Below are 25,546 nucleotides of genomic sequence, written 5' to 3'. Positions count from 1 at the left end.
CCGTGACCCACCAGACGGCGTCCGGCTCAGCGCCGGAGCCGGTCGAAGCCGAACGGCACGAGCGCCTCGGGCCTGCGGCCGGTGACGACGTACTCGGCGAGCCGGTGGCCGGTGACCGGGCCCAGGGTGACCCCGAGCATGCCGTGACCCGTGGCGGCGAAGGCGTTGTCGTGCCCCGGGACACGGTCGATCACCGCAAGCCCGTCGGGCAGGAACGGCCGCCCGCCCACCCACGGGTCCCGGATCAGACCGACCAGGTCGTCCGGGTCGTCGAACCAATGACCCAGGTAGTGCCTGCTGGCCAGGGCGACGACGCGGCGCCAGTCGAGGCGGTTGTTGTTGCCGCTGAGCTCCATCGTGCCGCCGATCCGCGTGGTACCGCCGATCGGTGAGGCGACAGCCCGGCGCTCGCCGAAGTACTGGTCGGACTCCTGGGGCACCACCTGCCCCTCCAGGCGGGCAAGGGCTACAGCTTCTCCGTGGACCTGGATCCCGCGCCCCGGCACACGCTGGCGGCGGCGCGGACCGCTGACCGCCGACCGCTCGCCTCAGGCCGTACGCCCCGCCACCAGCCAGGTGGAGGGCAGCTCCATGCGGGTGCCGTCCGGGCGGTACTCGGTGCTCCTCAGCGGCAGTTGACCGCTCGCCAGCACGGTGAGACCGGCCGAGCGCAGATACTCCGGCACCGCCTCGTCCGAGACCTCGCCGGGGGTCAGGCCGTGCCGGAAGACCGGCGCGAGCTTGGGCGGCGGGCCGTCCGGGCCGCCCGCCAGGCCCGTCAGCACCTGCTTGGCGGCTCCGGAGAGCTCCACCAGGCAGGCGCGGCCGCGGTCGCCGACCAGCGTGGCGATCCCGTCGACCAGGGACTGCCGGTCGTCCGGCTCGCACTGGTGCAGGACGCCCCGCATGTAGACGTTGGTGTCGCCGAGCTCCGCGTGCAGGGCCTCGACCTCGTCCTTCCCGGCGGCGTCCAGCTGCCGGTAGGCGGCCTGCCCCGCCAGGTCACAGCGCCGGGCGTGGTCGAGGGCCGCGGCGGACAGGTCGACGCCCAGGACGTGCGGGAAGCGGTCGGCGAGATAGCGGGTCTGGGTGCCGTTGCCGCAGCCGAGGTCCACCAGCGGCAGTGCGGGATCGGCCAGATACGGCTCGAACAGGGCGAGGTGCGGGCCCACGGTGAGGACCGGTTCCGCGTCCCAGAACACCGCCCCCGGTTCGGCGGGCGCCTCACGCCAGAAACCCTCCCAGGCCTCCCGGTACCGACTCGTCACGCTCATGGCCCACTCCCCAGGGGTACGTACGCATCCCGCCGTGCGACGGGCGAGTACGGTGTATCGCGCCCGGGGCGCGGCCACAAGAACGGGGCGCGTTCCTTCACCTCGCCTTCGACATCGCAGTGTTCGGCGACCCTGCCGAGGGTCTCACTGTGCGGCCCTCAGCAGGGTCGCAACCCGGGAGCCACCGAGGCAGCCCGCCGCCACCGCTGCCGCCACGGCTCCCGCCGATGCGGCGGCGAGACCGAGCCACGGCCACAGCGACCAGCCCACGTCCAGGGAGAGCAGCAGAGCGGGGGTGGCGAGGGCGGTCACCACGACTCCCATCAGCACTCCGAGGAGCGTCACCTGACCGGCGTACACACCGGTGAGCCAGGACCGGAACCGCCGGTCGGCGCCCGCGGCGGCCAGCGCGGAGAGGTCCGGCCGCATCTCCTGAGTGGCGAGGCCCACCGTGAGGAAGGCCAGTGTGGCCGCCACGAGCATCAGCACGAGCGCGCTGCCGAGCGTCGTGGCCCTCAGCACCTCGGCGGCGACCGGGCCCCGCTCCACCTCCAGCGTGAAGTAGCCGCTGCCGATGTCCGAGGCGAGCGCTCCACGCGCCCGGTCCTCCTGCTCCGAGGAGATCGAGTCGTTCGGCGCGGGAAGGTAGTAGTAGGCCGAGTTGGGTTGTTCGACACCGCCGAGAGCCCTGAGACCGACGGCACTGACGTAGATGACCGGCAGGCTGCGGTACTCCGAGCGCCGCTGGGCCACGACCGCGTCGAGGCTCTCGGTGTACATCTCCGTTCGGCCCGTGTCCAGAACGGGGGACTTCGGCGCCGTCACGGTCAGCCGGCCGCCCGGTGCGAGCCGCTCGTCCAGGACGACGGCTCCGCCGCCGGACAGGATCCCGCGCTCCGGGGCGGTGGGGTTCCTGCCGAGCACCGTGGACAGGTCGGCCGCCCGGATCACCATGACGGCGGAGGGCCGGTCGGGCAGCGGTGAGGCGGCCTCGAACTCACCCCAGTAGGACCACGCGGTGCCGTCCGGGGCCGTGCCCCGCGGCGCCGGCGGGCTGGCGATGCCCATGGCCGTCAGGCGCTCGCCCCCGAGAGCCTCCTCCATGGCGGCGACGGTGGCGGGCCCGGGCACCTTCGTGGCGTAGGTGAAGGCCGAACCGTGCGGGGAGGCGGGCTCGTACGACTTGCCGACCTCCGCGGTGAGCCCTCCCATGGCCGCCAGGACCAGCCCGGTCAGCACCGTGAGACTGGCCACCACCGTTCCCATGGTCGCGGAGCGGGACGCGGAACGTGCCAGCAGGCGGGCCCCGATGCGCTGCATCAACCGGAGACCGTCGGCCCGGCCGGCGCTCGACGGCAGCAACCGCCGCACGAGGAGGCCCGTTCCGATGACCAGGCTCAGCGCCCCGATCATGACGGTGAAGGGAGCCTTGAGCGACGCACCGGCGACGGCCAGCAGCAGACCGCAGGTCAGCAGGGCGCCGAGGGCCACCTGCCCGCGACGCGGCGCGCGGTCGTCGAAGCCGGCCTGGTCGCGCAGTGCGGCGACCACATCGCCGCCGACGCCGCGTGCCGCGACGCGGGCCGCGATCGCCGGAGTGAGGATGCCGAGCAGTGCCAGGACAGCCGTCGACCAGGCGTCCAGCCGCAGCCCACCCCAGATTTCCCCGTTCCGCTCCGCTGCCCAGGGCTTCAGCAGCCAAGCACCGGCCACACCGGCCCCGAGGGCGAGTCCGGTGGCGATGAGGCCGACCAGGACCCCCTGGCCGGTGATGACCGAACGCCTGGTCCTCGGTCCCGCGCCGGCCGCGGCCAGCAGGGCGAGTTCACGCCGGCTGCTGCGTACGACGATCGCGTAGACCGCCCCCATCACCAGGCCGAGTTCGCCGAGTACCAGGACCGCCAGTCCGATGACCCAGGCGGTCGCGGACTCCTCGGGAAGCAGTGAGTCGGGGGCGTCGCGGGCGACGTCGAAGGCGGTGGACCGGGGTTCGAGGCGCCAGCCCTGCTCCGTCACGGCCCGCTGCGCCCGGGGCGTGAGCGCGTCCGGGGTGTGCCACACGACGACGGTGCCGTCCTGGGCGGCGGCCATGGAGCTTTCCTGCCCGGGTTTCGGGAGCGCCGGTGCCTGGCCCGCGACGACGGCCGGGAGGGCCACCACGAACTTCCGCAGGGTGTCGGTGGGGATCGCGGCGATACCGGTGACCTCTGCCGTGGCACCGCCCTCGCCGAGTTCCACCCGGTCACCCAGTCGGGCCCCGAGCCGTTCCGCCACGCTCGGCGAGAGGGCGACCTCGCCCGGTGCGCGCGGCGCCCTGCCGTCGGTCAGCACGAACCGGCCCCGGTGGAGGGGCTGGTCGAGCTGGAGTCCGTAGCCGTAGGAGTCGACCTGGAGGCCGTCCGACGAAACAGCGAGCGGGCCGTCCACCTCGGGGACGACCTCGATGTCCTGGCCGACGGCGCTCGCCAGCGCCTGCGGCCCTTCGGCCAGGGCCCTCTCGGCGCCCCGCTCGGCTACGAAGTCGAGGTTGCGCAGTACTCCCTGCGACTGGCCGATGAGTGTGCCGACCCGTTCGTCCTCGGGGATCTCGCTGGTGGCCCGCAGAGTGACCAGGGTGACGGCCAGGGTCAGCGGAACGAGCAGCGCCGCGGTGAGGGCGAGGGTGCGCTTACGGTCGCGCCGCACGCGTCGCAGGGCGACCCGGAGGGCGATTCTGCGTGCGCTCACGCGGCGGCTCCGGTGACTTCCCCGACGACGCCGTCGCGCATCCGCACCACGCGGTCGGCACGGGCCGCGACCGCCTCGTCGTGGGTGACGATCACACAGGTGGCCCCGGACCGCACCAGCGCCTGGAGGCTGTCGAGGACCTGGCCGGCACTCTCGCTGTCCAGCGCCCCGGTCGGCTCGTCCGCGAGGATCAGTCCGCGGCCACCCGAGAACGCCCGGGCCAGGGCGACGCGCTGCTGCTGCCCGCCGGAGAGCGAGTCCGGGTAGCGGTCGGCGTACGCGTCCATGCCGACGGAGGCGAGCGCCTCTCGCGCCTGCGCGCGGGCCTTGCGGCGGGACATCCCGTCGAGTTCGGCGGGCAGGGCCACGTTTTCCGCGACACTGAGGATGCGCACCAGGTTGTAGTCCTGGAAGACATAGCCGATGTGCCGACGCCGGTGCTGATAGAGGTCCGCTTCCGCGAGCGTGTCGATGCGCACCCCGGCGACGGTGACCGTGCCCGTGTCCGGGGGCTGCAGTCCGCCCGCCATGGTCAGCAGGGTCGACTTGCCGCATCCGCTGGGTCCCATGACCGCGGTGAGGGTGCCCTCGCGGGCGGTCAGACTCACCCCGCGTACCGCCTGAACCTCGACCTCGCCACTGCGGTAGCGCCGGGTGACGCCGTCCAACACCAACACCTGTGCACCTCATTCATCCGTACTCGACGATGGCTGCGAAACTGGCTGACGGCTGCCGGGCTGCTTTCCTCAGCCCGGCAACCGTCAGTCGTGCTTCACCGCCGTTTCACACCGGTCACCGGTGCTGGAAGCCCGACTCGCCCACGCCCCACGTGCAGGTGGAGGTGGTGAACCTGGCTCCCGAGAAGGACCCGCCCTTGTAGGGCGAGTACACGGCGAAGGGCGACAGGTCGCACTCGCCGTAGAGACGGACGTCGTGGGCGCCGCTGTGCGAGCAGCCGCTGGCCCATGCGTTGCCGCCGTTGCCGGAGTTGTGCCCCTGGTTGGTGCAGGACACGGTGCCCGCCTGGGCGGGCAGCACGGTGGCGGCCGTCACGCCGCCGGCGAGCGCGGCTCCTACGGCCAGAGAAGCCAGAAGACGCTTCATGAATTACCCCCTCAAGATCCGCTGATCGGCGCTTCCCGAACAACGGACCAGGTCGTACCCGGCCGGGCTCTCCGACCGTCATACGTCACTTTTGCAACTCACGGCGCGTTCGCCTATCGGACCTTGGGGTATTACCCCGAGGTCCGATAGCGCTTTCTGGTATCTCTGTGCTAGAAGGGCCGCTTCCACACGGGATGCAACGCCGAGCTTGCGCATCAGGCTCGTGAGGTGGGCCTTCACCGTGCGCTCCGCGATGCCGAGTCGATGAGCAAGTCGCCGGTTCGAGTCGCCCGTGGCAAGCAGGGACAGGACCTCCAGTTCACGTCTGGTCAGTTCGCTGAACCGTGGTCCGTCTCTCCCCTGATCCGCTCCCATTGAATTTCCCCCGATTCGTCGTGCTTCAGGTGTACGGCATGGTGCTGGTGCGCCTGGGCGGACGAATCGTAGTCTCCTGGGAACCGCCGATACACAGGTTGCGCGCCGGGCGCGAAAACCAGCCACTAAAGCAGCTCGAATTAGGTGGTTGACCGTTAAATGATCTCTGGAGACTCGTCGTGTCCCGTTACGCGGCGTTTCAGCGGCGCGGCAGCGTCAGCTCGAACCAGACCGTCTTACCGGCCTTGGTCCGGCTGGTCCCCCACTCGCGGGACAGGGTGCTGACGACCCGCAGGCCGCGCCCGGCCTCGTCGAGCGGGCCGGCGCTGAGCAGCGTCGGCAGCTCGTGGTCGTCGTCGTGCACCTCGCACAGCAGGGTGTCACCGCGGACCAGGCGCAGTTCGACGGGGCGGGCGTGCGCGTGCCGTACGGCGTTGGTGACGAGTTCACCGGCCATCAGCTCGGCGGGCGCGACGAGCTTCGCCAGTCCCCACGCGTGTAGTTGCTCGCGGACCGCCGCGCGGGCCCGGCCCACTTCGGCCGGGTCCAGGGCGAGGCGCCATTCGGCCACGTCGTCCGGCTCGATGCCGTTGAGCCGGGCCATCAGCAGCGCCACGTCGTCCTTGCGGCCACCCCGCCCGGCTTCGGCGAATGTCACAGCGAGCGCCCGGATGATGGTGTCGCAGGCGTCGTCCATGGACACGGCCGGGTGCGCGGCCGACTCGCAGAGGGTCGCGAGACCCACCCCGATGTCCTCACCGCGCACCTCGACCAGCCCGTCGGTGCACATCACCAGCCGGTCGCCGGGCTCCACGCGCACGCGCACCGCCTCGAAGGGCACTCCCCCGACGCCGATGGGCGCACCCGTGGGCAGGTCCAGCAGTTCGCTGCGGCCGTCGCCTGCCCGGACCAGGACGGGCGGGATGTGCCCCGCGTTGGCGAGGTGGAGCTCACTCGCGATCGGGTCGTAGACGGCGTAGAGGCAGGTCGCGAGGTAGGTGTCGCCGAGGCGCTGGGCGAGGTCGTCGAGGTTGCGCAGCAGCTGGGCGGGCGGCAGGTCGAGCCCGGCCATGGTCTGCACGGCCGTGCGCAACTGGCCCATCATCGCGGCCGAGTTCAGTCCGTGGCCCATGACGTCGCCGACGACGAACGCCGTGCGCCCGCCGTGCAGTTTCACCGCGTCGAACCAGTCGCCGCCGACCCTGCCGAGCTGCGTTCCGGGCAGATAGCGGGTGGCGACGTCGCAGCCCGCCATGCGGGGCGGGATGTGCGGCAGCATGCTGTCCTGGAGCGTCTCGGCGACGTTCTCCTGGAAGGTGTACATGCGCGCGTTGTCGAGCACGAGGCCCGCGCGGGCGGCGAGTTCGGCGCCGGTGACGCGGTCCATGTCGTTGAAGACGGGCCGCTCCGGGTGGCGCAGCAGGATCATGAAGCCGAGCACGACGTTGCGCGCCTTCAGGGGCACGACCAGCATGGAACGGCCCGTGATGAGGGGGCGGATGTCGCGCTTGTCGAACTGCGCGGCGATGGCGTGCCCCATCTCCTCGCTGATGCGCGGCACGAGGACGGGTTCGCCGCTGGTCATGCACTGGAAGAACGGCGTGTGCGCCGGGAACAGCATGGCCTCGCCGACGGGGACGACGTCGTCCCAGCGGCCGGGTTCATCGGTGTGTTCGAGGGCGACCCGGTGCCACATCGTGGTCGTGTCGGGCACACCGTCCGCGAACTCCTCACCCGCGACGACCTGTTCGCGCAGGTACGTGCCGGCGACGTCGGTGAAGCGGGGCACGACCGCCCTGCTGACCTCGATGATCGTGCGGGACAGGTCGAGGGAGGTGCCGATGCGGCCGCTGACCTCGTTGAGGAACTCCAGGCGCTCACGGACGGCGGTGTATTCGAGGTCGTCGCCCTCGTCCCGCAGCTCCTGAGGCACGGGTTCACCGGCGGCCATCGCCCGCGCGGCCCGTTCGCGGCGTGCCTTGCGCTCGGCGCGCCGGGCCACGCCCCAGTCGGGGGTGACGGGAACCCGTTCGTTCTGGCTGAACTCCAGGATGGGGTAACCGAGTTCGAGGATCTGCCCGACGATCCGGGCGCTCTCGCCGACGCTCATGCTGGGGAGGATCTCGGGGAGGCGGCGGGCGAGGTCCTCCGAGCCGGGGAAGTCGGTGTGCAGCGCGAAACCGGGCGCGATCCGCTCGAGCACCCCGTCACCAGCCCGCAGCCCGTCCGCGTCGGCGGCCAGCACGAGCAGCCGCTCGGGCCCGGGACCCACCAGCGGGTAGGCCCACCACAGGACGTCGACGCGGCCCCGGGGCGCGGTGAGCCGGGCGCGGCCCGCCGCCGGGTACGAGAGCCCTCCGCCGAGGGAGGATCCGAGGTCGGGGCCGAGACCGTCGCAGGCGGCGTACGAGGTGTCCTGCTCTTCGCGCAGGGCGCCGGAGACGGGGAGCAGGTCGAGGGCGGTGCGGCCGATCGCCTCTTCCTTGGGGGTCCCGAACAGGCGTCGTGCGCCGCGGCTCCAGTGGGACACGAGGCCGTCGCGGTCGACCACGACGACGGCCAGGGGGACGCGGCCGGGCTCGGCGGGTTCCGTCGCCGTGCCCTGCTCAGCCCTTTCGGTGCCACGGTCCATGGCCCAGGCCCTCTCTCCCCCACGGACGCAAGATCTGTTCCGGCGTCACCACCGTACGGCGCCCGCCGGTGGCGATGTGAGGCAATGCGGGAATTGCCCGCGGGGTGCGCACCGGCGTACGAACCCGCGCGCCGGTGCGTCCGTTTCTCGGCCGGTGCCCGTTCAGTCCTCGTGACTCAGCTGGAGATCCCGCTCGGTGCGGTCTCCTCCGGCGACCTGGAGCACGGTGGCGACGGGCGGGTAGCCGGCGGCGATGACGGTGTACTCGCCGGAGGACAGGTCGACGAAGCGGAACGTGCCGTCGGCACCGGTGGTGAGGGTGTCGACGACGTTGCCCGCCACGTCGAGCAACGTCACGCGCGCGTCCTCGACAGGCCGGCCGCCCCCCGCCCGGACGGTGCCGCGCAGCACGGCGCCGCCGGCCAGTTCGATGTCCCGGCGGGTCTCGCGGGCGGCCTGGACGGTGACGGGGACCGCTGCCGGGCGGAAGGCGGGCGCGCCGGCGGCGAGGGTGTACTCGCCGGCGATCAGCTCGGTGATGACGTAACCGCCCTCCCGGCCGCTGCGGGTGGTGGCCACGACCTCACCGTGCACGTTGGTGAGCGTGACGGTGGCGTCCCGTACGGGCGTGCCGTCGGCGGTGACGACCGTGCCGATCAGGTTTCCGGCGCCGCCGAGGACGATGTCGAGTTCGACGGGGCGTTCGCCGACCGTCACGGAGACCGCCTGCGGCTGGTGGCCGCCGGCCGTGGCGATCAGCACGTACGAGCCCGGGCCCGGGGTGGCCAGCGCGTAGCGCCCGTCCTCGCCGCTGGCGCCCCGTCCGGTCTGCTGCCCGGTGGCGTCGATGAGCGTGAGGGCCGCGCGGGGAACGACGGTTCCGTCGTGGTGCTGCACCGAGCCGCACACGGGCCCGCCGGCGGCGTAGGCCCGGGCCTGCGGGATCCTCCCCGGCGCCGTGCCCGGGTCGGTGACGGAGGCGTTCTGGGACACCAGGGGTTTCTCCTTGAGGAAGAGGGCGATGACCAGTCCGAGGACGAGCACCGGCACCAGGTAGAGGAAGATCCGCGGCATGGCGTCGGCGTACGCCCGGATGTAGTCGTCGCGCAGGGCCGGGGGCAGTGCGTGCACGAGCTGCGGGGTGATGGACTCGGGGTCGGGCAGCCCGGTGCCCGCGCGGGCGGGCAGGCGCTCGGCGAGGGCGTCGGTGAGCCGGCCGGCGAAGAGGGTGCCGAAGACGGCGGCTCCGACACTGCCGCCGATCTGCCGGAAGTAGTTGTTGGCGCCGGTGGCGGTGGAGAGGTCGGCTGGGCGCACGGAGTTCTGCACGGCGAGGATCAGCACCGGCATCACCATGCCGATACCGGCGCCGAGGACGGCCATCCAGATGCTGTAGTGCAGCCGGGGTGTGCCGGCCTCCAAGCGCGACAGCAGCCACATGCCGACGACCGAGAGGAGGCCGCCGAGGACCGGGTAGGCCTTGTAACGGCCGGTGTGGCTGATGAGCCGGCCGACGATGATCGAGGCGCCGACGATGCCGGCCATCATCGGCAGCATGAGCAGGCCCGACTCGGTGGCGGAGGCCCCGTCGACCATCTGCAGGTACGTCGGCAGATAGCTGGCGGCGCCGAACAGGCCCACCCCGGTCACCAGGCCGACCAGACCGGTGACGTTGAAGACGGAGTCCCTGAACAGCCGCAGCGGGATGAGGGGTTCGGGGGCGAAATGCTCCGTGACGAGGAAGAGGACGGTCGCCGCCGCCGCTCCGGCCGCGAGGCCGAGGATCACGCGCGAGCCCCAGGCGTACTCGGTGCCGCCCCAGCCGGTCAGCAGGATGAGGCAGGTGGAGGCGGCGCTCAGCAGCAGCGCGCCGAGGACGTCCAGCCGGGCCTTGACGGCCGGTTTGGGGAGCTTCAGCGCGACGGCGACGACGGCGAAGGTGACCAGGCCGAAGGGGACGTTGACGTAGAAGCACCAGCGCCAGGAGAGGTGGTCGGTGAAGTAGCCGCCGAGCAGCGGCCCGGCCACGGAGGCGAGACCGAAGGCGGCGCCGATCAGGCCCATGTAGCGGCCGCGCTGCCGGGGCGGCACGATGTCGGCGATGATCGCCTGGACGCCGATCATGAGGCCGCCCGCGCCGACGCCCTGCAGGGCGCGGAAGGCGATCAGCTGGTCCATGGTCTGCGCCCGGCCCGCGAGCGCGGAGCCGGCGACGAAGACGACGATCGCGAACTGGAAGACGCCCTTGCGGCCGCGGAGGTCGCCGAGCTTGCCGTAGATCGGCAGTCCCACGGTGGCCGTGAGCAGGTAGGCGGTGATGGCCCAGGACATCCGGTCCAGGCCGTGCAGTTCGCCGACGATCTTCGGGAGCGCGGTGGCGACGATCATCTGCTCCAGGGCGGCCAGGAGCAGGGCGAGCATGAGCGCGAAGAAGACCAGCCGGACCCGGCGGGGGCTGGGCCCGGTGTCCGGATCCGGGGGTGGCGCGGGGGTGTCGGGAGGCGCCACCGCCGGTTCGTCCTGCGCCAGAGTGATCCCGCCCACTCACCGCTCCCCTCGTCGCGCTGCCGCGCAATTCCCGCGTAAAAGCGACAACTACGAGCAAGCGCGACGAGTTACGGCACGGGAGCGAGCCGTACGGAGATCACCCGAACCGGTGAGGGGCGTCAACGCCCCTCGGATGTCCGCGTCTTGGGAGGCCTACTTCTCGACCTCGGCAGCGAGCTTGGTGAGCATCGCGTCGTAGATGCGGCCGAGCCCCTTGGGCGCGAAGGTCTTCTCGAAGAAGCCGCCGATGCCGCCGGCGCCGGTCCAGGTGGTGGTCACGACGACCCGGGACGTGCCCTCGCCGGCCGGAGTGACCCGCCAGGTGGTGACCATGGAGGAGTTGCGGTCCTTCTCGACCAGCTCGCCGTCGGTGGGCTCGACGACCTCCAGGAGGCAGTCGCGCACGCGCTTGCTGGTGGCCTGGAGCTTCCAGTGGACGAGGGTGCCCTCACCGTCCCCGCCCTCCCGGACCTCGTATTCGCTGAACTGCTCGGGCAGCAGCTTCGCGCGCGTGCCGCTGTAGTCGGCGAGGGCGTCGAACACCGTCTCCGCGTCCGCCGCGACGATCCGCTCCGTAGTGGCTTCGACCTGCGCCATCGCTTTCCTCCAGGACCTGGTTGCTCGGGGGTCGGGGCAAGCCAACCACCCCGCTGCCCGGGCCCCCAAATCGGGGTGGCCGAACCGGTCGAACGCGTTCGCAAAACACCCTCGCACGATCAAGGGAACATGTGTTCTATTCTGTGGTCAGTGCTACCGAGGAGGCGTCATGCGCTGGGACAACCTCACAGGGGACTCCGAACACAGCCGGGCCGATGCCGCGCTGTTCGGCGCGGACGCGGTGACCACGCGTACCTTCGACACGCCGGAGTTCGCGGGCATCACCTTCCACGAGATCCGGGCCCGCTCGATCATCAACCGGGTGCCGGCGGTCTCGCGGATGTCGTTCCAGTGGACGGTCAACCCCTATCGGGGCTGCTCGCACGCGTGCGTGTACTGCTTCGCGCGCAAGACGCACAGCTACCTGGACCTCGACACGGGCCTCGGCTTCGACAGCCAGATCGTGGTGAAGGTCAACGCACCGGAGCTGTTGCGCCGGCAGCTCGGCTCGCGCCGCTGGCAGGGCGAGCACATCGCGATGGGCACGAACGTCGACTGCTACCAGCGCGCCGAGGGCCGCTACCGGCTGATGCCGGGCATCATCTCGGCGCTGCGCGACCACGCGAACCCCTTCTCGATCCTCACCAAGGGCACGCTCATCCTGCGCGACCTGGAGCTGATCAAGCAGGCGGCACAGGTGACCGACGTCGGCATCTCCGTGTCGGTCGGTTTCACCGGCCAGGAGCTGTGGCGCACCGTCGAGCCGGGCACGCCCGCGCCCGAGCGGCGTCTCGACGTGGTACGCACCCTGGCCGAACACGGCATCGGCTGCGGGGTGCTGATGGCGCCGGTGATCCCGTTCCTGAGCGACTCGCCCGCCCAACTCCGCGCCACGGTGCGGGCGATCGCGGCCTCCGGTGCCACGTCCGTGACACCGCTGGTGCTGCATCTGCGGCCCGGCGCCCGTGAGTGGTTCACGGCCTGGCTGGCGCAGCACCATCCGCACCTGGTGGCCCGCTACGAGCGGTTGTACGCGGAGGGCTCCTACGCCCCGAAGTGGTACCAGCGGCGGATCACCCGTCAGGTGCACGAACTGGCCGAGGAGTACGGCATCGGGCCCACGCGTGCGGGGACGCCGCGGCCGAGCCGGCCCGCCGGGCCGGCCGAGGAGCCGCCCGTCGCCGGACCCACCCAACTCTCGCTCCTCTAAGGCAGTTCGGAACCTGCCCCTTTACGAGCATTCGAGCGCATCCGAAGATCCAATCGGGTCACGAGTTTTACGGAATGAGTTCTTCCGGAAGCACTTTCCGGGACGATGCCGCGAGGACGGCGGCCCTCGCGGTCCTTCATCCCGCCGTCCTGGGAGGACTCCATGAGAAAACGCGCAGCCGCGCTGTGCGGCGCCGCCGCCGTCATGGCCGGCACCTTCACGGCCGTTCCCGCAGAGGCGAGCGCTCCAGGCACCGCGAACACCGTCCAGACCGCGAAGCTCAGCTGGAAGAGCTGCGCCACCGAGGACTACCCGACGCTCCAGTGCGCGTCCCTGAAGGTGCCCCTCGACCACCGCAGGCCACACGGGAAGAAGATCACCCTCGCCCTGTCGCGCGTCCCGCACACGGCCAGGACCTACCAGGGCCCGCTGCTGGTCAACCCCGGCGGCCCCGGCGGCAGCGGACTGACCCTCGCCGGGTTCGTCGCGTCGTCGCTGCCCGCGAAGGTCGCGGCCCAGTACGACGTCATCGGCTTCGACCCGCGCGGCGTGGGGGCGAGCAAGCCCGCCCTGGACTGCAAGCCCGGCCACTTCGACCCGGTCCGCCCGAACTCGCTGCCGACCACGCCCGCGATCGAGAAGGCCAACCTCGACCGCGCCAGGTCCTTCGCCGCCGCGTGCGGCAAGAAGTACGGGCACCTCCTGCCGTACATCAACACCACCAGCGCGGTGCGCGACATGGACGCGATCCGGCAGGCCCTGGGCGCGAAGAAGATCAACTACTTCGGCTACTCGTACGGCACCTACCTCGGCGCGGTCTACGCCAAGTTCTTCCCGCAGCGGGTCCGGCGCCTGGTCCTGGACTCCGTGGTCGACCCGACCGACGTCTGGTACGAGGCCAATCTCAACCAGGACGTGGCCTTCGACGACCGCCACCGCGCCTTCCTGGCGTGGGTCGCCAAGTACGACGCCACGTACAAGCTGGGCACCGATCCGAAGAAGATCGAGGCCAAGTGGTACGCGATGCGCGCGGCCCTCGCCAAGAAGCCGGCGGACGGCACGGTGGGCGCCTCCGAGCTGGAGGACACCTTCATCCCGGGTGGTTACTACAACGGCTACTGGCCGGACCTGGCGGAGGCGTTCGCGGCGTACGTGAACGACAAGGACCCCGAGCCGCTGGTCGAGGCGTACGAGAACTTCGGTGCGGTCGACGCCTCCGGCGACAACGGCTACAGCGTCTACACGTCCGTGCAGTGCCGGGACGCCCAGTGGCCGCGCGACTGGCGGCAGTGGCGCAAGGACAACTGGGCGGTGCACGACAAGGCGCCCTTCATGACCTGGAACAACGCCTGGTACAACGCGCCGTGCGCGTTCTGGCCGACGGACACGCTGCGCCCGGTGAACGTGGCCAACGGCAAGCTGCCGCCGGCCCTGCTGTTCCAGGCGACCGGCGACGCGGCCACGCCGTACGGGGGCGCTGTCACCGCGCACCGTCTGCTGGCCCGTTCCAGCCTGGTGGTCGAGGAGGGCGGCGGCAACCACGGCATCACGCTGAGCGGCAACTCTTGCCTGGACAAGCACCTGGCGGCGTACCTGACGGACGGCACCGTGCCGCGCGGCTACGGCGAGGCGGACGCGGTGTGCGAGGCGCTGCCCGACCCGAAGCCCGCTGCGACGACCGCCAAGGCGGCCCCGGCCTCCTCGAACGGCTCGGCGCTGCACGGCCTGCTCGGCTTCCGTCACTGAGCGGCTGACGATCCGTCGGGGGCGGGCACTGTCAGTGCCATGGTCCACCATGGACCCATGAGTGAGCTGACGAGGATTCCCGCCCCCGGCTGCGCCGCCGCCACGCGCCAGAACAGCCTCCCTCAAGCTCTCGACTTCGCTCGAGCAGGGAGTACCCCGTTCATCCTGGGCACCGGCCGGTTCGGGGCGGTCGCCGGTCAGCTCGCCCTCGACGAGCGCGGGCGGCCGGCCGGCGAGGGCGACCCGGCGGCGCAGGCCCGCCAGGCCTTCGAGAACCTCCGGCGCCGCCCCGCGTCGGCGGGCGCGGGCTTCGACGACGTCGTCAAACTCACTCACCACGTCACGGACATGACCCATACGCCGGCCGTCCGCGCGGCCCGCGCCGAGCACATACCCGGCGACCGGCTGCCGGCCGCTTCGGCGGTGCGGGTCGCGGCGCTGGTCGAACCGGAGTTCCTGATGGAGGTCGGGGCGTTCGCGGTGGTAGCGCCGTGAGCGGCCTGCGGGTTCGCGAGATGGCGCTCGCCGACTGCGACCGCGTCGCGGAGATCCGCGTCGGCGGCTGGCGCAGCGCCTACCAGGGCCTGATCCCGCGGTCGTACCTGGACGGGCTCAGCGTCGAGGAGGATGCCGAGCGCCATCGCACCCGCCTCTCGCAGGGCGACGGCAGTGTGGTGAATCTGGTCGCCGAGGACGCCGGCGGCGAGCTCGTCGGCTGGGCCTGTCACGGTCCGTACCGGGAGGGCGAAGTCCTCACCCCGGACGCCGAGTTGTACGCCGTCTACGTCCATCCGCAGCATCTGGGGCGGGGCACCGGGCGGGCACTGCTCGCCCGGTCCGTCGCGGGCTGCTCGGCCGCGGGCCACGGCCGTGTCCTCCTGTGGGTGCTCAAGGGGAACGACCGGGCCCGCCGCTTCTACGAGCGGGCCGGATTCCGGGCGGACGGCGCGGAGGAGCCCTTCGAGGCGGACGGGGTCGCGGTCCCGGAGGTGCGGTACGCCAGGACGCTCCCCCGCTGACGTCACCGCTGCTTCGGGATCCGCCCCAGCGCCCGCACCGCCGCCTCGGCCAGTGCCGGGTGCGCGAGAGCCTCGTTCAGGACGGGTCGGGCCCGGGTGTCGCCCAGCGCGCCGAGCCCGTCCACACAGGCGAGGGCCACGCGGCGGTAGGGGTCGTGCGGGCGCAGGCGCCGCTGGAGCGTGGTGATCAGCGCGGGCACCGCCTCGGGGGCGCGCAGCTCGACCAGGAGCCGCACCGGCTGCAGGGCGTAGGCGACGCGCAGCTCGTTGGTGGCGAGGGCGGCGGCCGCCCGTGCGGTACGCGGGTCGCCGAGCCGCGCCAGGGCGTGGGCGGCGGAGGCGCAGCGCGGGGGGTCACGGTGGTTGAGCAGCAGGACCAGGGCCTCGAAGGCCCGCCGGTCCCGCGCGAGCCCCAGCCGGAACGCCGCCAGTTCCCTCGCCCACAGGTGCTGCCCGGGTTCGGTCAGCACCGTCGCCAGGGCGTCGAGGTCGTCGGTCGCCACGAGCCGCTCGAACGCGGGCGGCGCCCCGGACTCCTGCCGTAAGCGCTCCGTGAGTGATCGCAACTCTTCGCTCATGACACAGAGGTTAGGGGCGGCGCGGTTCGCGCGGGACGTACATCACAAAGACGGGGGCTGGCGCGCTCGTTACCTGCCAGTTAAGCTCAGACGAGCGAGTTACCCACTCGCATCCCTCGTGGCGGTCTGGTGACGCGGCCGTCGCGAGAGCAGTCGGTTCGGTGCCTCAGGTACCGCAGTACGGCTCGGCCCCGGGACAGGGCCGGTCGGAACAGCCGTTCACCCCGGGCGTGTGCACGCCCGCGGCGCGGCACCGGGCGTGTGCGCTTCGCAGCCCGGCCAACACCCGCACCTCATCACGCACCCGGTGCGCCCGTGGTCCGGCCCTGCCGGGCCGCCCCCGGCGCACCCGGAGCGCGTTCCCCGTCGTCACCCTCATCCTGGAGTCCCGCGATGGCCACTCCCCTTTCCGACCCGTCCCAGTCCCCGCTGCAGACCGTCGCCGTCGTCGGCCTCGGCACGATGGGCACCGGCATCGCCGAGGTCCTCGCCAAGGCCGGCCGCACGGTCGTCGGCGTCGACATCAGCGAGGCCCAGGCCGCCCAGTGCGTCGCCGCCCTGGAGGCCTCCACGGCCCGCGGCGTCGAGCGCGGCCGGCTGACCGAGCAGGAGCGCGCCGAGATCCTCGGCCGGGTCCGCACCTCCGCCGACCTGCGCACCGCGGCCGACGCCGACCTGGTCATCGAGGTGGCCCCGGAGTCGTACGAGGTCAAGCAGCAGATCTTCCGGGAGCTGGACGGGATCGTGCGCCCGGAGACGATCCTGGCGACCGGTACCAACGCCCTGTCCGTGACCCGGCTGGCCGCCGAGTCGTCCCGCCCCGAGCGGGTGCTGGGCCTGCACTTCTTCAACCCCGCCCCGGCCATGAAGCTGGTCGAGGTCGTCTCCTCGGTGCTGACAGCGCCGGCGGCCGTCACCGCGGTCACCGACCTCGCCCTCGACCTGGGCAAGGAGCCCGTCGCGGTCGGTGACCGCCCCGGATTCGTCGCCGACGGCCTGCTGTTCGGCTACCTCAACCAGGCCGCCGCGATGTACGAGGCCAAGTACGCCTCCCGCGAGGACATCGACGCCGCGATGCGGCTGGGCTGCGGACTGCCCATGGGTCCGCTGGCGCTGCTCGACCTGATCGGCGTCGACACCGCGCGCACGGTCCTGGAGGCCATGTACGCCGCCTCCCGCGACCGGCTGCACGCCCCGGCCCCCATCCTCAAGCAGCTCAGTGAGGCGGGTCTGACCGGCCGTAAGGCGGGGCGCGGCTTCTACACGTACGAGGCGCCGGGCAGCCCGGCCGTCGTTCGGGACGCACTGACCCCGCTGGAGGGCGGCGACCTGGTTCCCGGCCGGGAGATCCGCTCGGTCGGTGTCGCGGGCTCGGGCACCATGGCCTCCGGGATCGCCGAGGTCTTCGCCAAGGCCGGGTACGAGGTGGTCCTGGCCGCCCGCAGCGCGGAGAAGGCGCAGACGGCCAAGGCCCGCATCGGCAAGTCCCTGGCCCGCTCGGTCGACAAGGGCCGGATGACCGCGGAGACCGCCGCCGGGACCCTGGACCGCATCACCGCCACGGGCACCTACGACGACTTCGCCGGTGTCGACCTGGCCGTGGAGGCCGTCGCCGAGGACCTGGAGGTCAAGCGGCAGCTGTTCGCGTCCCTGGACAAGGTCTGCAAGCCGGGCGCGATCCTGGCCACGACGACCTCGTCGCTGCCGGTCGTCGCCTGCGCCCGGGCCACCTCGCGCCCGCAGGACGTGATCGGCATGCACTTCTTCAACCCGGCGCCGGCCATGAAACTGGTCGAGGTGGTCCGGACGGTGCTGACGGCCGACGCCGTCCACGCAACGGTCCGCGAGGTGTGCGGCCGGATCAGGAAGCACCCGGTCGACTGCGGTGACCGCGCGGGCTTCATCGTGAACGCGCTGCTGTTCCCCTACCTCAACAACGCGATCAAGATGGTGCAGGAGCACTACGCGACGCTCGACGACATCGACGCCGCGATGAAGCTCGGAGGCGGCTACCCGATGGGTCCCTTCGAGCTGCTGGACGTCGTCGGTCTCGACGTCTCGCTCGCCATCGAGAAGGTCCTGCACCGCGAGTTCCGCGACCCGGGGCTCGCTCCGGCGCCGCTGCTGGAGCACCTGGTGGCCGCGGGCTGCCTCGGCCGCAAGACCGGCCGTGGCTTCCGCGAATATGCCAAGCGCTGAGCGTCCCGGCGGCTGGTTCCGGTCCGGCGCCGAGTGGGGTGGCCTGCTCGGTCCGGACCGGTTCCACGAACCAGGCCACGCGCAGCGAGCTGCGCACATGCAGTACGTTCAGGGCATGCCCCAGCCCGCCAAGTCCTCACGTACACCAGCCACGGCCGACGCGCCGGAGAGTGCCGCCGGCTCTCGCGCCGCCGCCCAGCGGCTCAAGATGCGCCGGGAACTGGCGGCCGCCGCGATGGAGCTGTTCGCGACCAAGGGGTACGAGGCGACCACCGTCGACGAGATCGCGGCCCAGGCCGGGGTCGCCCGCCGCACCTTCTTCCGTCACTTCCGCTCCAAGGAAGAGGCGATCTTCCCCGACCACGACGACACCCTGATCCGGGCCGAGGCGGTACTCAACGCCGCGCCGGCGCACGAGCATCCGCTCGACACGGTGTGCCGTGGCATCAAGGAAGTCATGAGGATGTACGCGGCCCGGCCGGAGATCTCGGTCGCCCGCTACAAGCTGACGCGCGAGGTTCCCACCCTGCGCGAGGCGGAGATCGCGTCGGTGGCCCGCTACGAGCGCCTCTTCACCCGCTACCTCCTCGGTCACTTCGACGAGCGCGCGCACGCCGACGACGCCAACGACGACCCGCTGCTGGCGGAGGTCGCCGCGTCGGCCGTTGTCACCGCCCACAACCACGTGCTGCGGCGCTGGCTGCGCGCGGGCGCCCAGGGGGATGTGGAGGCGCAGCTGGACCACGCCTTCGCGATCGTGCGGAAGACCTTCGGCACGGGCATCGGGGCCGGGCGCTCCTCGGACGCGCAGCCGGCCGCGGCCACGGCCTCGGCGCAGGGCGAAGTGCTGGTGACGGTCGCCCGCACCGACGCACCCCTGGACGAGGTCATGCGGACGATCGAGCAGGCGCTGAAGGAACGCTGAGCGGCCCTTCGAGGAACGCTGAACGGCCCGTCGAGGAACGCTGAGCGGCCCGTCGAGGAGCACTGAGCGGCATTTCAAGGGGCACTGAGCGGCTCATGCCGCTGTGATGACGGCCACCCTGCGGGGTGGCCGTTTTGGCATGTCAGGGGCCGTTTTGCAGTCCCCTGAAGGGCCCATTCGATCGATCATCGCTCATTTGTCACGTAAAGATTTCATCTGAGATCAGGTTCTGGCACTCAGTGCCTTGCGAGGTGACACGCGGTGTCATACGTTGAAGGGGTCCGGGCAACGTCCCAGCAAGCTCACCCGCCTGCCGGCCCGGGCGCCTGCGTCACAGGCAACCTCCCGCTCCACCCAGCGCTGCCGAACAGCACCACCGCCGAACCGACGGCACACCCTCAACCCTCAGCAGCACCGACGTAACCATCGGCGCCCCTCCCTCAGGGCGCTCACCGCCGGAGGCAACACCGTGACCGTTAAGGACATCCTGGCCGCGATCCAGTCGCCCGACTCCACGTCGGAGGACTTCGCCGCCCTCCCGCTCCCGGAGTCGTACCGCGCGATCACCGTGCACAAGGACGAGACGGAGATGTTCGCGGGCCTCGAGACCCGCGACAAGGACCCCCGCAAGTCGATCCACCTGGACGAGGTGCCGCTGCCCGAGCTCGGCCCGGGTGAGGCCCTGGTGGCCGTCATGGCCTCGTCGGTCAACTACAACTCGGTGTGGACGTCGATCTTCGAGCCGCTGTCGACCTTCGGCTTCCTGGAGCGCTACGGCCGGCTCAGCGAGCTCACCAAGCGCCACGACCTGCCGTACCACATCATCGGCTCCGACCTCGCGGGCGTCGTCCTGCGCACCGGCCCGGGCGTCAACGCCTGGCGGCCCGGCGACGAGGTCGTCGCGCACTGCCTCTCCGTCGAGCTGGAGTCCAGCGACGGCCACAACGACACGATGCTCGACCCCGAGCAGCGCATCTGGGGCTTCGAGACCAACTTCGGCGGCCTCGCCGAGATCGCACTGGTCAAGTCCAACCAGCTGATGCCGAAGCCCGACCACCTCAGCTGGGAGGAGGCCGCCGCCCCGGGCCTGGTCAACTCCACCGCCTACCGGCAGCTGGTCTCCCGCAACGGCGCCGGCATGAAGCAGGGCGACAACGTGCTCATCTGGGGCGCGAGCGGCGGACTCGGTTCCTACGCCACCCAGTTCGCGCTGGCCGGCGGCGCCAACCCGATCTGTGTCGTCTCCTCGCCGCAGAAGGCGGAGATCTGCCGCTCGATGGGCGCCGAGGCGATCATCGACCGCAACGCCGAGGGCTACAGGTTCTGGAAGGACGAGAACACCCAGGACCCCAAGGAGTGGAAGCGCTTCGGCAAGCGCATCCGCGAGTTCACCGGCGGCGAGGACATCGACATCGTCTTCGAGCACCCCGGCCGCGAGACCTTCGGCGCGAGCGTCTTCGTCACCCGCAAGGGCGGCACCATCACCACCTGCGCCTCGACCTCGGGCTACATGCACGAGTACGACAACCGCTACCTGTGGATGTCGCTGAAGCGCATCATCGGCTCGCACTTCGCGAACTACCGCGAGGCGTGGGAGGCCAACCGGCTCATCGCGAAGGGCAAGATCCACCCGACGCTGTCGAAGGTGTACTCCCTCCAGGACACCGGCCAGGCCGCCTACGACGTGCACCGCAACCTCCACCAGGGCAAGGTCGGCGTGCTGTGCATGGCCCCCGAGGAGGGCCTGGGCGTGCGCGACCACGACAAGCGCGCCCAGCACATCGACGCCATCAACCGCTTCCGGAACATCTGAGGGCCGCTGGATGACAGAGCGTCAGAAGGACCGTCCGTGGCTCATGCGGACCTACGCCGGTCACTCCACGGCCGAGGCGTCCAACGAGCTGTACCGGCGCAACCTCGACAAGGGCCAGACGGGTCTGTCGGTGGCGTTCGACCTGCCGACGCAGACGGGCTACGACTCCGACCACGTCCTCGCCCGCGGCGAGGTCGGCCGGGTCGGCGTGCCGATCGCGCACGTCGGTGACATGCGCCGGCTGTTCCAGGACATCCCCCTGGAGCAGATGAACACCTCGATGACGATCAACGCCACCGCCATGTGGCTGCTGGCGCTCTACCAGGTCGTCGCCGAGGAGCAGGGCGCCGACATCACCAAGCTCCAGGGCACGACCCAGAACGACATCGTCAAGGAGTACCTGTCCCGCGGGACGCACGTCTTCCCGCCGGTGCCGAGCCTGCGCCTGACGACGGACATGATCGCGTACACGGTCTCCCACATCCCGAAGTGGAACCCGATCAACATCTGCAGCTACCACCTGCAGGAGGCGGGGGCCACTCCGGTCCAGGAGATCGCGTACGCGATGTCCACCGCGATCGCCGTCCTCGACGCCGTGCGCGACTCCGGCCAGGTGCCGCAGGAGCGCATGGGCGATGTCGTGGCACGCATCTCGTTCTTCGTGAACGCGGGCGTCCGCTTCGTCGAGGAGATGTGCAAGATGCGGGCGTTCGGCCGCATCTGGGACCGCGTCACCCGTGAGCGGTACGGCATCGAGAACCCCAAGCAGCGCCGCTTCCGCTACGGCGTCCAGGTCAACTCCCTGGGCCTGACGGAGGCGCAGCCGGAGAACAACGTCCAGCGGATCGTGCTGGAGATGCTGGCCGTCACCCTCTCCAAGGACGCCCGCGCGCGTGCCGTGCAGCTGCCCGCCTGGAACGAGGCCCTCGGCCTGCCCCGCCCCTGGGACCAGCAGTGGTCGCTGCGCATCCAGCAGGTGCTGGCGTACGAGAGCGATCTGCTGGAGTACGAGGACATCTTCGAGGGCTCGAAGGTGATCGAGGCGAAGGTGGAGGAGCTGGTCGAGGCGTCGTTCGCCGAGATCGACCGCATCCAGGAGATGGGCGGCGCGATGGCGGCCGTCGAGTCCGGCTACCTCAAGTCGCAGCTGGTCGCCTCGCACGCCGAGCGCCGGGGCCGGATCGAGTCCGGTCAGGAGAAGATCATCGGTGTCAACATGTTCGAGGGCACCGAGCCCAACCCGCTGACCGCCGATCTGGACACCGCGATCCAGACGGTGGACCCGGCGGTCGAGGCCCGGGTCATCGCCTCGCTCCAGCAGTGGCGCGACAGCCGCTACCAGCCGCCCTTCAACCACCCGCGGCCCTGCAAGGCGCTGGAGCGGCTGAAGGAGGCCGCTCGCGGCACCGAGAACCTCATGGAGGCCACCCTGGAGTGCGCCCGCGCCGGGGCGACGACCGGCGAGTGGGCCGGGGCCCTGCGCGAGGTGTTCGGCGAGTTCCGGGCCCCCACGGGCGTCTCCTCGGCGCCGGTGGCCGTCCCCGTCGAGGAGGGCAGCACGCTCGCCCGGGTGCGCCGCAAGGTCGACCTCACGGCCAAGGACCTGAACGTGGGCAAGCTGCGCTTCCTGGTCGGCAAGCCGGGCCTGGACGGCCACTCCAACGGCGCCGAGCAGATCGCGGTCCGCGCGCGCGACGCCGGCTTCGAGGTGGTCTACCAGGGCATCCGGCTGACGCCGGAGCAGATCGTGGACGCGGCCGTCGCCGAGGACGTGCACGCGGTCGGCCTGTCCATCCTGTCCGGCTCGCACGCCCAACTGGTGCCGGACGTACTCGAACGGCTGCGTGTGGCGGGTGCCACAGACATCCCGGTGATCGCCGGTGGCATCATCCCGAACGGTGATGCCGAGCAGCTCAGGGCAGCCGGAGTGGCCGCGGTCTTCACCCCGAAGGACTTCGACATCACCGGAATCATCGGCCGCATCGTCGACGAGATCCGGAAAGCGAACAAGCTCGACCCCCTGGAGGTCCCCGCATGACCACGCCCGTCAACCGTCTGCGTCCGCGACGCTCCTGCCTCGCGGTCCCCGGAAGCAACCCCCGCTTCCTGGAGAAGGCGCAGGGCCTCCCCGCCGACCAGGTCTTCCTCGACCTGGAGGACGCGTGCGCGCCGCTCGCCAAGCCCGAGGCGCGGCACACCATCGTCAAGTTCCTCAACGAGGGCGACTGGACGGGCAAGACGCGCGTCGTGCGCGTGAACGACTGGACGACCGAGTGGACGTACCGCGACGTCGTCACGGTCGTCGAGGGCGCCGGCCAGAACCTCGACTGCATCATGCTGCCGAAGGTGCAGACGGCCGAGCAGATCGTCGCGCTGGATCTCCTCCTCACCCAGATCGAGAAGACGATGGGCTTCGAGGTCGGCAAGATCGGCATCGAGGCGCAGATCGAGAACGCCCAGGGCCTGAACAACGTCAACGAGATCGCGACGGCCTCCCAACGCGTCGAGACGATCATCTTCGGCCCGGCCGACTTCATGGCGTCGATCAACATGAAGTCGCTGGTCGTGGGCGAGCAGCCGCCCGGCTACCCGGCGGACGCCTACCACTACATCCTGATGAAGATCCTGATGGCAGCCCGCGCCAACAATCTCCAGGCGATCGACGGCCCCTACCTGCAGATCCGCAACATCGACGGCTACCGCGAGGTCGCCCAGCGCGCCGCCGCGCTCGGCTTCGACGGCAAGTGGGTGCTGCACCCGGGCCAGGTCGAGGCGTCCAACGAGATCTTCTCGCCGTCCCAGGAGGACTACGACCACGCCGAGCTGATCCTGGACGCGTACGACTACTACACCTCCGAGGCCGGCGGCAAGAAGGGCTCGGCGATGCTCGGTGACGAGATGATCGACGAGGCCAGCCGCAAGATGGCCCTGGTCGTCTCCGGCAAGGGACGCGCCGCCGGCATGCGGCGCACCAGCAAGTTCGAGATCCCGGAGGCCTGAGCGCGATGCAGTTCGGACGCACCTACGAGGAGTTCGAGGTCGGGGCCACGTACAAGCACTGGCCGGGGAAGACGGTCACGGAGTACGACGACCACCTGTTCTGTCTCCTCACCATGAACCACCACCCGCTCCACATGGACACGAACTACGCGGAGAAGACGACCGACTTCGGCAAGAACGTCGTCGTGGGCAACTACATCTACTCGCTGCTGCTCGGCATGTCCGTGCCGGACATCTCCGGCAAGGCGATCGCCAACCTGGAGATCGAGTCGCTGAAGCACGTGGCGCCGACCTTCCACGGCGACACGCTCTACGGCCAGACGACCGTGCTCGACAAGTGGCCGTCGAAGTCGAAGAACGACCGCGGCATCGTGCACGTCGAGACCAAGGGCTACAAGCAGGACGGCACGCTCGTCTGCGTGTTCCGCCGCAAGGTGATGGTGCCGACCGAGACGTACATCAAGGAGCGCGGCGGCGAGCAACCCGGCCGCCCGGAGCTGCGAGAGCAGGAGAAGTAGCCATGGCGCGACTCGCCCAGACCGCCGGTCTGACGGACGTCCAGCAGGAGATCCTGTCCACCGTCCGGGACTTCGTGGACAAGGAGATCATTCCGGTCGCCACGGAGCTGGAACACCGCGACGAGTACCCCCAGCAGATCGTGGACGGACTGAAGGAGTTGGGCCTGTTCGGCCTGATGATCCCCGAGGAGTACGGGGGTCTGGGCGAGTCGCTCCTGACCTACGCGCTGTGCGTGGAGGAGATCGCCCGCGGGTGGATGTCGGTGTCGGGCATCATCAACACGCACTTCATCGTGGCGTACATGCTCAAGCAGCACGGGACGCAGGAGCAGAAGGACCACTTCCTGCCGAGGATGGCGGCCGGTGACATCCGGGGCGCGTTCTCGATGTCGGAGCCGGGCCTCGGCTCGGACGTGTCGGCGATCACGTCGAAGGCGGTGCAGGACGGCGAGGAGTACGTCCTCAACGGTCAGAAGATGTGGCTGACGAACGGCGGGACGTCGTCCCTGGTGGCCGTTCTGGTGCGAAGTGACGAAGGTCACCCCGAGGGCACCGCGCCCCACAAGTCGATGACGACCTTCCTCGTCGAGAAGGAGCCGGGTTTCGGCGAGGCCCGCCCCGGCCTCACGATCCCCGGCAAGATCGACAAGATGGGCTACAAGGGGGTCGACACCACCGAACTCATCATGGATGGCCTGCGGATTCCTGCGAATCGCGTGCTCGGCGGGGTCACCGGCCGTGGTTTCTACCAGATGATGGACGGCGTGGAGGTCGGCCGCGTCAACGTGGCGGCGCGTGGCTGCGGCGTCGCTCAGCGTGCGTTCGAACTCGGCGTCCGGTACGCGCAGCAGCGTCACACCTTCGGGAAGCCGATCGCCCAGCACCAGGCGATCCAGTTCAAGCTGGCCGAGATGGCTACCAAGGTCGAGGCCGCCCATGCGATGATGGTGAACGCAGCACGCAAAAAGGACTCCGGGGAGCGAAACGACCTGGAGGCCGGGATGGCGAAGTACCTCGCCTCCGAGTACTGCAAGGAGGTCGTGGAAGACGCCTTCCGGATCCACGGAGGCTACGGCTTCTCCAAGGAGTACGAGATCGAGCGCCTCTACCGTGAGGCTCCGATGCTGCTCATCGGTGAAGGTACCGCCGAGATCCAGAAAATGATCATCGGCAGGCGGCTGCTCGAAGAGTATCGATTCCAGGGCTAGATGTCCGGATACGGGGTGTTTTCTTGGAGAAGAAGATCACACCCCGTCAGCACTCTTCCGCCGCCGACTCGGCT

The 25,546-nt window shown here is 70.8% G+C and carries 21 protein-coding genes; 11 read left to right on the top strand and 10 right to left on the bottom strand.

From position 1 onward, the window contains the following. Window positions 1-26: 26 nt before the first annotated feature. The 9 genes from ACFY9S_RS20285 to ACFY9S_RS20245 all read right to left on the bottom strand — a co-directional run bounded on the left by ACFY9S_RS20285 (window position 27) and on the right by ACFY9S_RS20245 (window position 11,256). Complete coding sequence (locus ACFY9S_RS20285) at window positions 27-440, bottom strand: FAD-dependent oxidoreductase (protein ID WP_391130317.1); 414 nt, start codon at window positions 438-440, stop codon at window positions 27-29. Between the two features lie 108 nt (window positions 441-548). Continuing rightward, window positions 549-1,274: a methyltransferase domain-containing protein gene (locus ACFY9S_RS20280; RefSeq protein WP_391130315.1), complete on the bottom strand. Its 726-nt coding sequence runs from the start codon at window positions 1,272-1,274 to the stop codon at window positions 549-551. A 144-nt stretch (window positions 1,275-1,418) separates the two neighbouring features. Then, a complete protein-coding gene (locus ACFY9S_RS20275; protein WP_391130312.1) occupies window positions 1,419-4,001 on the bottom strand; it encodes an FtsX-like permease family protein in 2,583 nt (860 codons plus the stop codon). Further along, window positions 3,998-4,678, bottom strand: coding sequence for an ABC transporter ATP-binding protein (locus ACFY9S_RS20270; RefSeq protein ID WP_102909720.1), 681 nt, complete (start codon window positions 4,676-4,678; stop codon window positions 3,998-4,000). The genes ACFY9S_RS20275 and ACFY9S_RS20270 overlap by 4 nt, the downstream gene beginning before the upstream one ends. Window positions 4,679-4,793: 115 nt before the next feature. Next, window positions 4,794-5,105, bottom strand: coding sequence for a hypothetical protein (locus ACFY9S_RS20265; protein WP_391130309.1), 312 nt, complete (start codon window positions 5,103-5,105; stop codon window positions 4,794-4,796). A gap of 78 nt (window positions 5,106-5,183) precedes the next feature. Further along, window positions 5,184-5,480, bottom strand: coding sequence for a LuxR C-terminal-related transcriptional regulator (locus ACFY9S_RS20260; protein WP_102909722.1), 297 nt, complete (start codon window positions 5,478-5,480; stop codon window positions 5,184-5,186). Window positions 5,481-5,679: 199 nt separating this feature from the next. Then, on the bottom strand, window positions 5,680-8,112 hold the full coding sequence (locus tag ACFY9S_RS20255) for a SpoIIE family protein phosphatase (protein ID WP_391130305.1): 2,433 nt from the start codon (window positions 8,110-8,112) through the stop codon (window positions 5,680-5,682). 162 nt (window positions 8,113-8,274) lie between these two features. Beyond that, window positions 8,275-10,656 (bottom strand): DHA2 family efflux MFS transporter permease subunit, encoded by a 2,382-nt coding sequence (locus tag ACFY9S_RS20250; protein WP_391130302.1) that lies wholly within the window; start codon window positions 10,654-10,656, stop codon window positions 8,275-8,277. 156 nt (window positions 10,657-10,812) lie between these two features. Continuing rightward, window positions 10,813-11,256 (bottom strand): SRPBCC family protein, encoded by a 444-nt coding sequence (locus ACFY9S_RS20245; RefSeq protein ID WP_102908346.1) that lies wholly within the window; start codon window positions 11,254-11,256, stop codon window positions 10,813-10,815. A 169-nt stretch (window positions 11,257-11,425) separates the two neighbouring features. Between ACFY9S_RS20245 and ACFY9S_RS20240 the strand changes: the two genes are divergently transcribed. The 4 genes from ACFY9S_RS20240 to ACFY9S_RS20225 all read left to right on the top strand — a co-directional run bounded on the left by ACFY9S_RS20240 (window position 11,426) and on the right by ACFY9S_RS20225 (window position 15,231). Beyond that, a complete protein-coding gene (locus ACFY9S_RS20240) occupies window positions 11,426-12,466 on the top strand; it encodes an Rv2578c family radical SAM protein (protein ID WP_391130299.1) in 1,041 nt (346 codons plus the stop codon). Between the two features lie 162 nt (window positions 12,467-12,628). Then, the gene (locus tag ACFY9S_RS20235) at window positions 12,629-14,212 is read left to right on the top strand and encodes an alpha/beta fold hydrolase (RefSeq protein WP_391130297.1); all 1,584 of its coding nucleotides are present in this window, start codon (window positions 12,629-12,631) and stop codon (window positions 14,210-14,212) included. 57 nt (window positions 14,213-14,269) lie between these two features. After that, a complete protein-coding gene (locus ACFY9S_RS20230; RefSeq protein ID WP_391130294.1) occupies window positions 14,270-14,707 on the top strand; it encodes a Rid family hydrolase in 438 nt (145 codons plus the stop codon). A gap of 20 nt (window positions 14,708-14,727) precedes the next feature. Further along, a complete protein-coding gene (locus ACFY9S_RS20225) occupies window positions 14,728-15,231 on the top strand; it encodes a GNAT family N-acetyltransferase (RefSeq protein WP_391130430.1) in 504 nt (167 codons plus the stop codon). A gap of 2 nt (window positions 15,232-15,233) precedes the next feature. On the opposite strand, the gene ACFY9S_RS20220 is transcribed toward ACFY9S_RS20225, so the two are convergent. Then, window positions 15,234-15,809 (bottom strand): adenylosuccinate lyase, encoded by a 576-nt coding sequence (locus tag ACFY9S_RS20220; RefSeq protein ID WP_391130291.1) that lies wholly within the window; start codon window positions 15,807-15,809, stop codon window positions 15,234-15,236. A 393-nt stretch (window positions 15,810-16,202) separates the two neighbouring features. Between ACFY9S_RS20220 and ACFY9S_RS20215 the strand changes: the two genes are divergently transcribed. The 7 genes from ACFY9S_RS20215 to ACFY9S_RS20185 all read left to right on the top strand — a co-directional run bounded on the left by ACFY9S_RS20215 (window position 16,203) and on the right by ACFY9S_RS20185 (window position 25,472). Further along, complete coding sequence (locus ACFY9S_RS20215; RefSeq protein ID WP_391130288.1) at window positions 16,203-18,008, top strand: 3-hydroxybutyryl-CoA dehydrogenase; 1,806 nt, start codon at window positions 16,203-16,205, stop codon at window positions 18,006-18,008. A 115-nt stretch (window positions 18,009-18,123) separates the two neighbouring features. Continuing rightward, complete coding sequence (locus ACFY9S_RS20210; RefSeq protein WP_245936256.1) at window positions 18,124-18,933, top strand: TetR family transcriptional regulator; 810 nt, start codon at window positions 18,124-18,126, stop codon at window positions 18,931-18,933. 469 nt (window positions 18,934-19,402) lie between these two features. After that, the gene (ccrA, locus tag ACFY9S_RS20205) at window positions 19,403-20,746 is read left to right on the top strand and encodes a crotonyl-CoA carboxylase/reductase (protein WP_391130285.1); all 1,344 of its coding nucleotides are present in this window, start codon (window positions 19,403-19,405) and stop codon (window positions 20,744-20,746) included. Between the two features lie 10 nt (window positions 20,747-20,756). Continuing rightward, a complete protein-coding gene (locus ACFY9S_RS20200; RefSeq protein ID WP_391130282.1) occupies window positions 20,757-22,784 on the top strand; it encodes a methylmalonyl-CoA mutase family protein in 2,028 nt (675 codons plus the stop codon). Continuing rightward, window positions 22,781-23,746 (top strand): CoA ester lyase, encoded by a 966-nt coding sequence (locus tag ACFY9S_RS20195; protein ID WP_102908337.1) that lies wholly within the window; start codon window positions 22,781-22,783, stop codon window positions 23,744-23,746. Before ACFY9S_RS20200 ends, ACFY9S_RS20195 begins: the two co-directional genes overlap by 4 nt. A gap of 5 nt (window positions 23,747-23,751) precedes the next feature. Continuing rightward, window positions 23,752-24,264, top strand: a complete 513-nt coding sequence (locus ACFY9S_RS20190) for a MaoC family dehydratase (protein WP_102908336.1) — start codon at window positions 23,752-23,754, stop codon at window positions 24,262-24,264. 2 nt (window positions 24,265-24,266) lie between these two features. Then, complete coding sequence (locus ACFY9S_RS20185; protein ID WP_391130277.1) at window positions 24,267-25,472, top strand: acyl-CoA dehydrogenase family protein; 1,206 nt, start codon at window positions 24,267-24,269, stop codon at window positions 25,470-25,472. Window positions 25,473-25,546: the final 74 nt, after the last annotated feature.

This window comes from Streptomyces sp. NPDC012474 (genome assembly GCF_042955185.1).
In the GTDB taxonomy this organism is placed as follows: Bacteria; Actinomycetota; Actinomycetes; order Streptomycetales; family Streptomycetaceae; genus Streptomyces; species Streptomyces cahuitamycinicus.
The sequence above is the reverse complement of the archived record's forward strand: the minus strand, read 5'-3'. Positions and strand labels throughout refer to the sequence as shown.

Coding starts and splice junctions, on each gene's coding strand:
- ACFY9S_RS20195 (WP_102908337.1), top strand. CDS start 22,781: ATGACCACGCCCGTCAACCGTCTGCGTCCGCGACGCTCCTGCCTCGCG.
- ACFY9S_RS20230 (WP_391130294.1), top strand. CDS start 14,270: ATGAGTGAGCTGACGAGGATTCCCGCCCCCGGCTGCGCCGCCGCCACG.
- ACFY9S_RS20235 (WP_391130297.1), top strand. CDS start 12,629: ATGAGAAAACGCGCAGCCGCGCTGTGCGGCGCCGCCGCCGTCATGGCC.
- ACFY9S_RS20190 (WP_102908336.1), top strand. CDS start 23,752: ATGCAGTTCGGACGCACCTACGAGGAGTTCGAGGTCGGGGCCACGTAC.
- ACFY9S_RS20245 (WP_102908346.1), bottom strand. CDS start 11,256: ATGGCGCAGGTCGAAGCCACTACGGAGCGGATCGTCGCGGCGGACGCG.
- ACFY9S_RS20200 (WP_391130282.1), top strand. CDS start 20,757: ATGACAGAGCGTCAGAAGGACCGTCCGTGGCTCATGCGGACCTACGCC.
- ACFY9S_RS20260 (WP_102909722.1), bottom strand. CDS start 5,480: ATGGGAGCGGATCAGGGGAGAGACGGACCACGGTTCAGCGAACTGACC.
- ACFY9S_RS20265 (WP_391130309.1), bottom strand. CDS start 5,105: ATGAAGCGTCTTCTGGCTTCTCTGGCCGTAGGAGCCGCGCTCGCCGGC.
- ACFY9S_RS20220 (WP_391130291.1), bottom strand. CDS start 15,809: ATGAGCGAAGAGTTGCGATCACTCACGGAGCGCTTACGGCAGGAGTCC.
- ACFY9S_RS20280 (WP_391130315.1), bottom strand. CDS start 1,274: ATGAGCGTGACGAGTCGGTACCGGGAGGCCTGGGAGGGTTTCTGGCGT.
- ACFY9S_RS20215 (WP_391130288.1), top strand. CDS start 16,203: ATGGCCACTCCCCTTTCCGACCCGTCCCAGTCCCCGCTGCAGACCGTC.
- ACFY9S_RS20185 (WP_391130277.1), top strand. CDS start 24,267: ATGGCGCGACTCGCCCAGACCGCCGGTCTGACGGACGTCCAGCAGGAG.
- ACFY9S_RS20240 (WP_391130299.1), top strand. CDS start 11,426: ATGCGCTGGGACAACCTCACAGGGGACTCCGAACACAGCCGGGCCGAT.
- ACFY9S_RS20210 (WP_245936256.1), top strand. CDS start 18,124: ATGCCCCAGCCCGCCAAGTCCTCACGTACACCAGCCACGGCCGACGCG.
- ACFY9S_RS20225 (WP_391130430.1), top strand. CDS start 14,728: ATGGCGCTCGCCGACTGCGACCGCGTCGCGGAGATCCGCGTCGGCGGC.
- ACFY9S_RS20255 (WP_391130305.1), bottom strand. CDS start 8,112: ATGGACCGTGGCACCGAAAGGGCTGAGCAGGGCACGGCGACGGAACCC.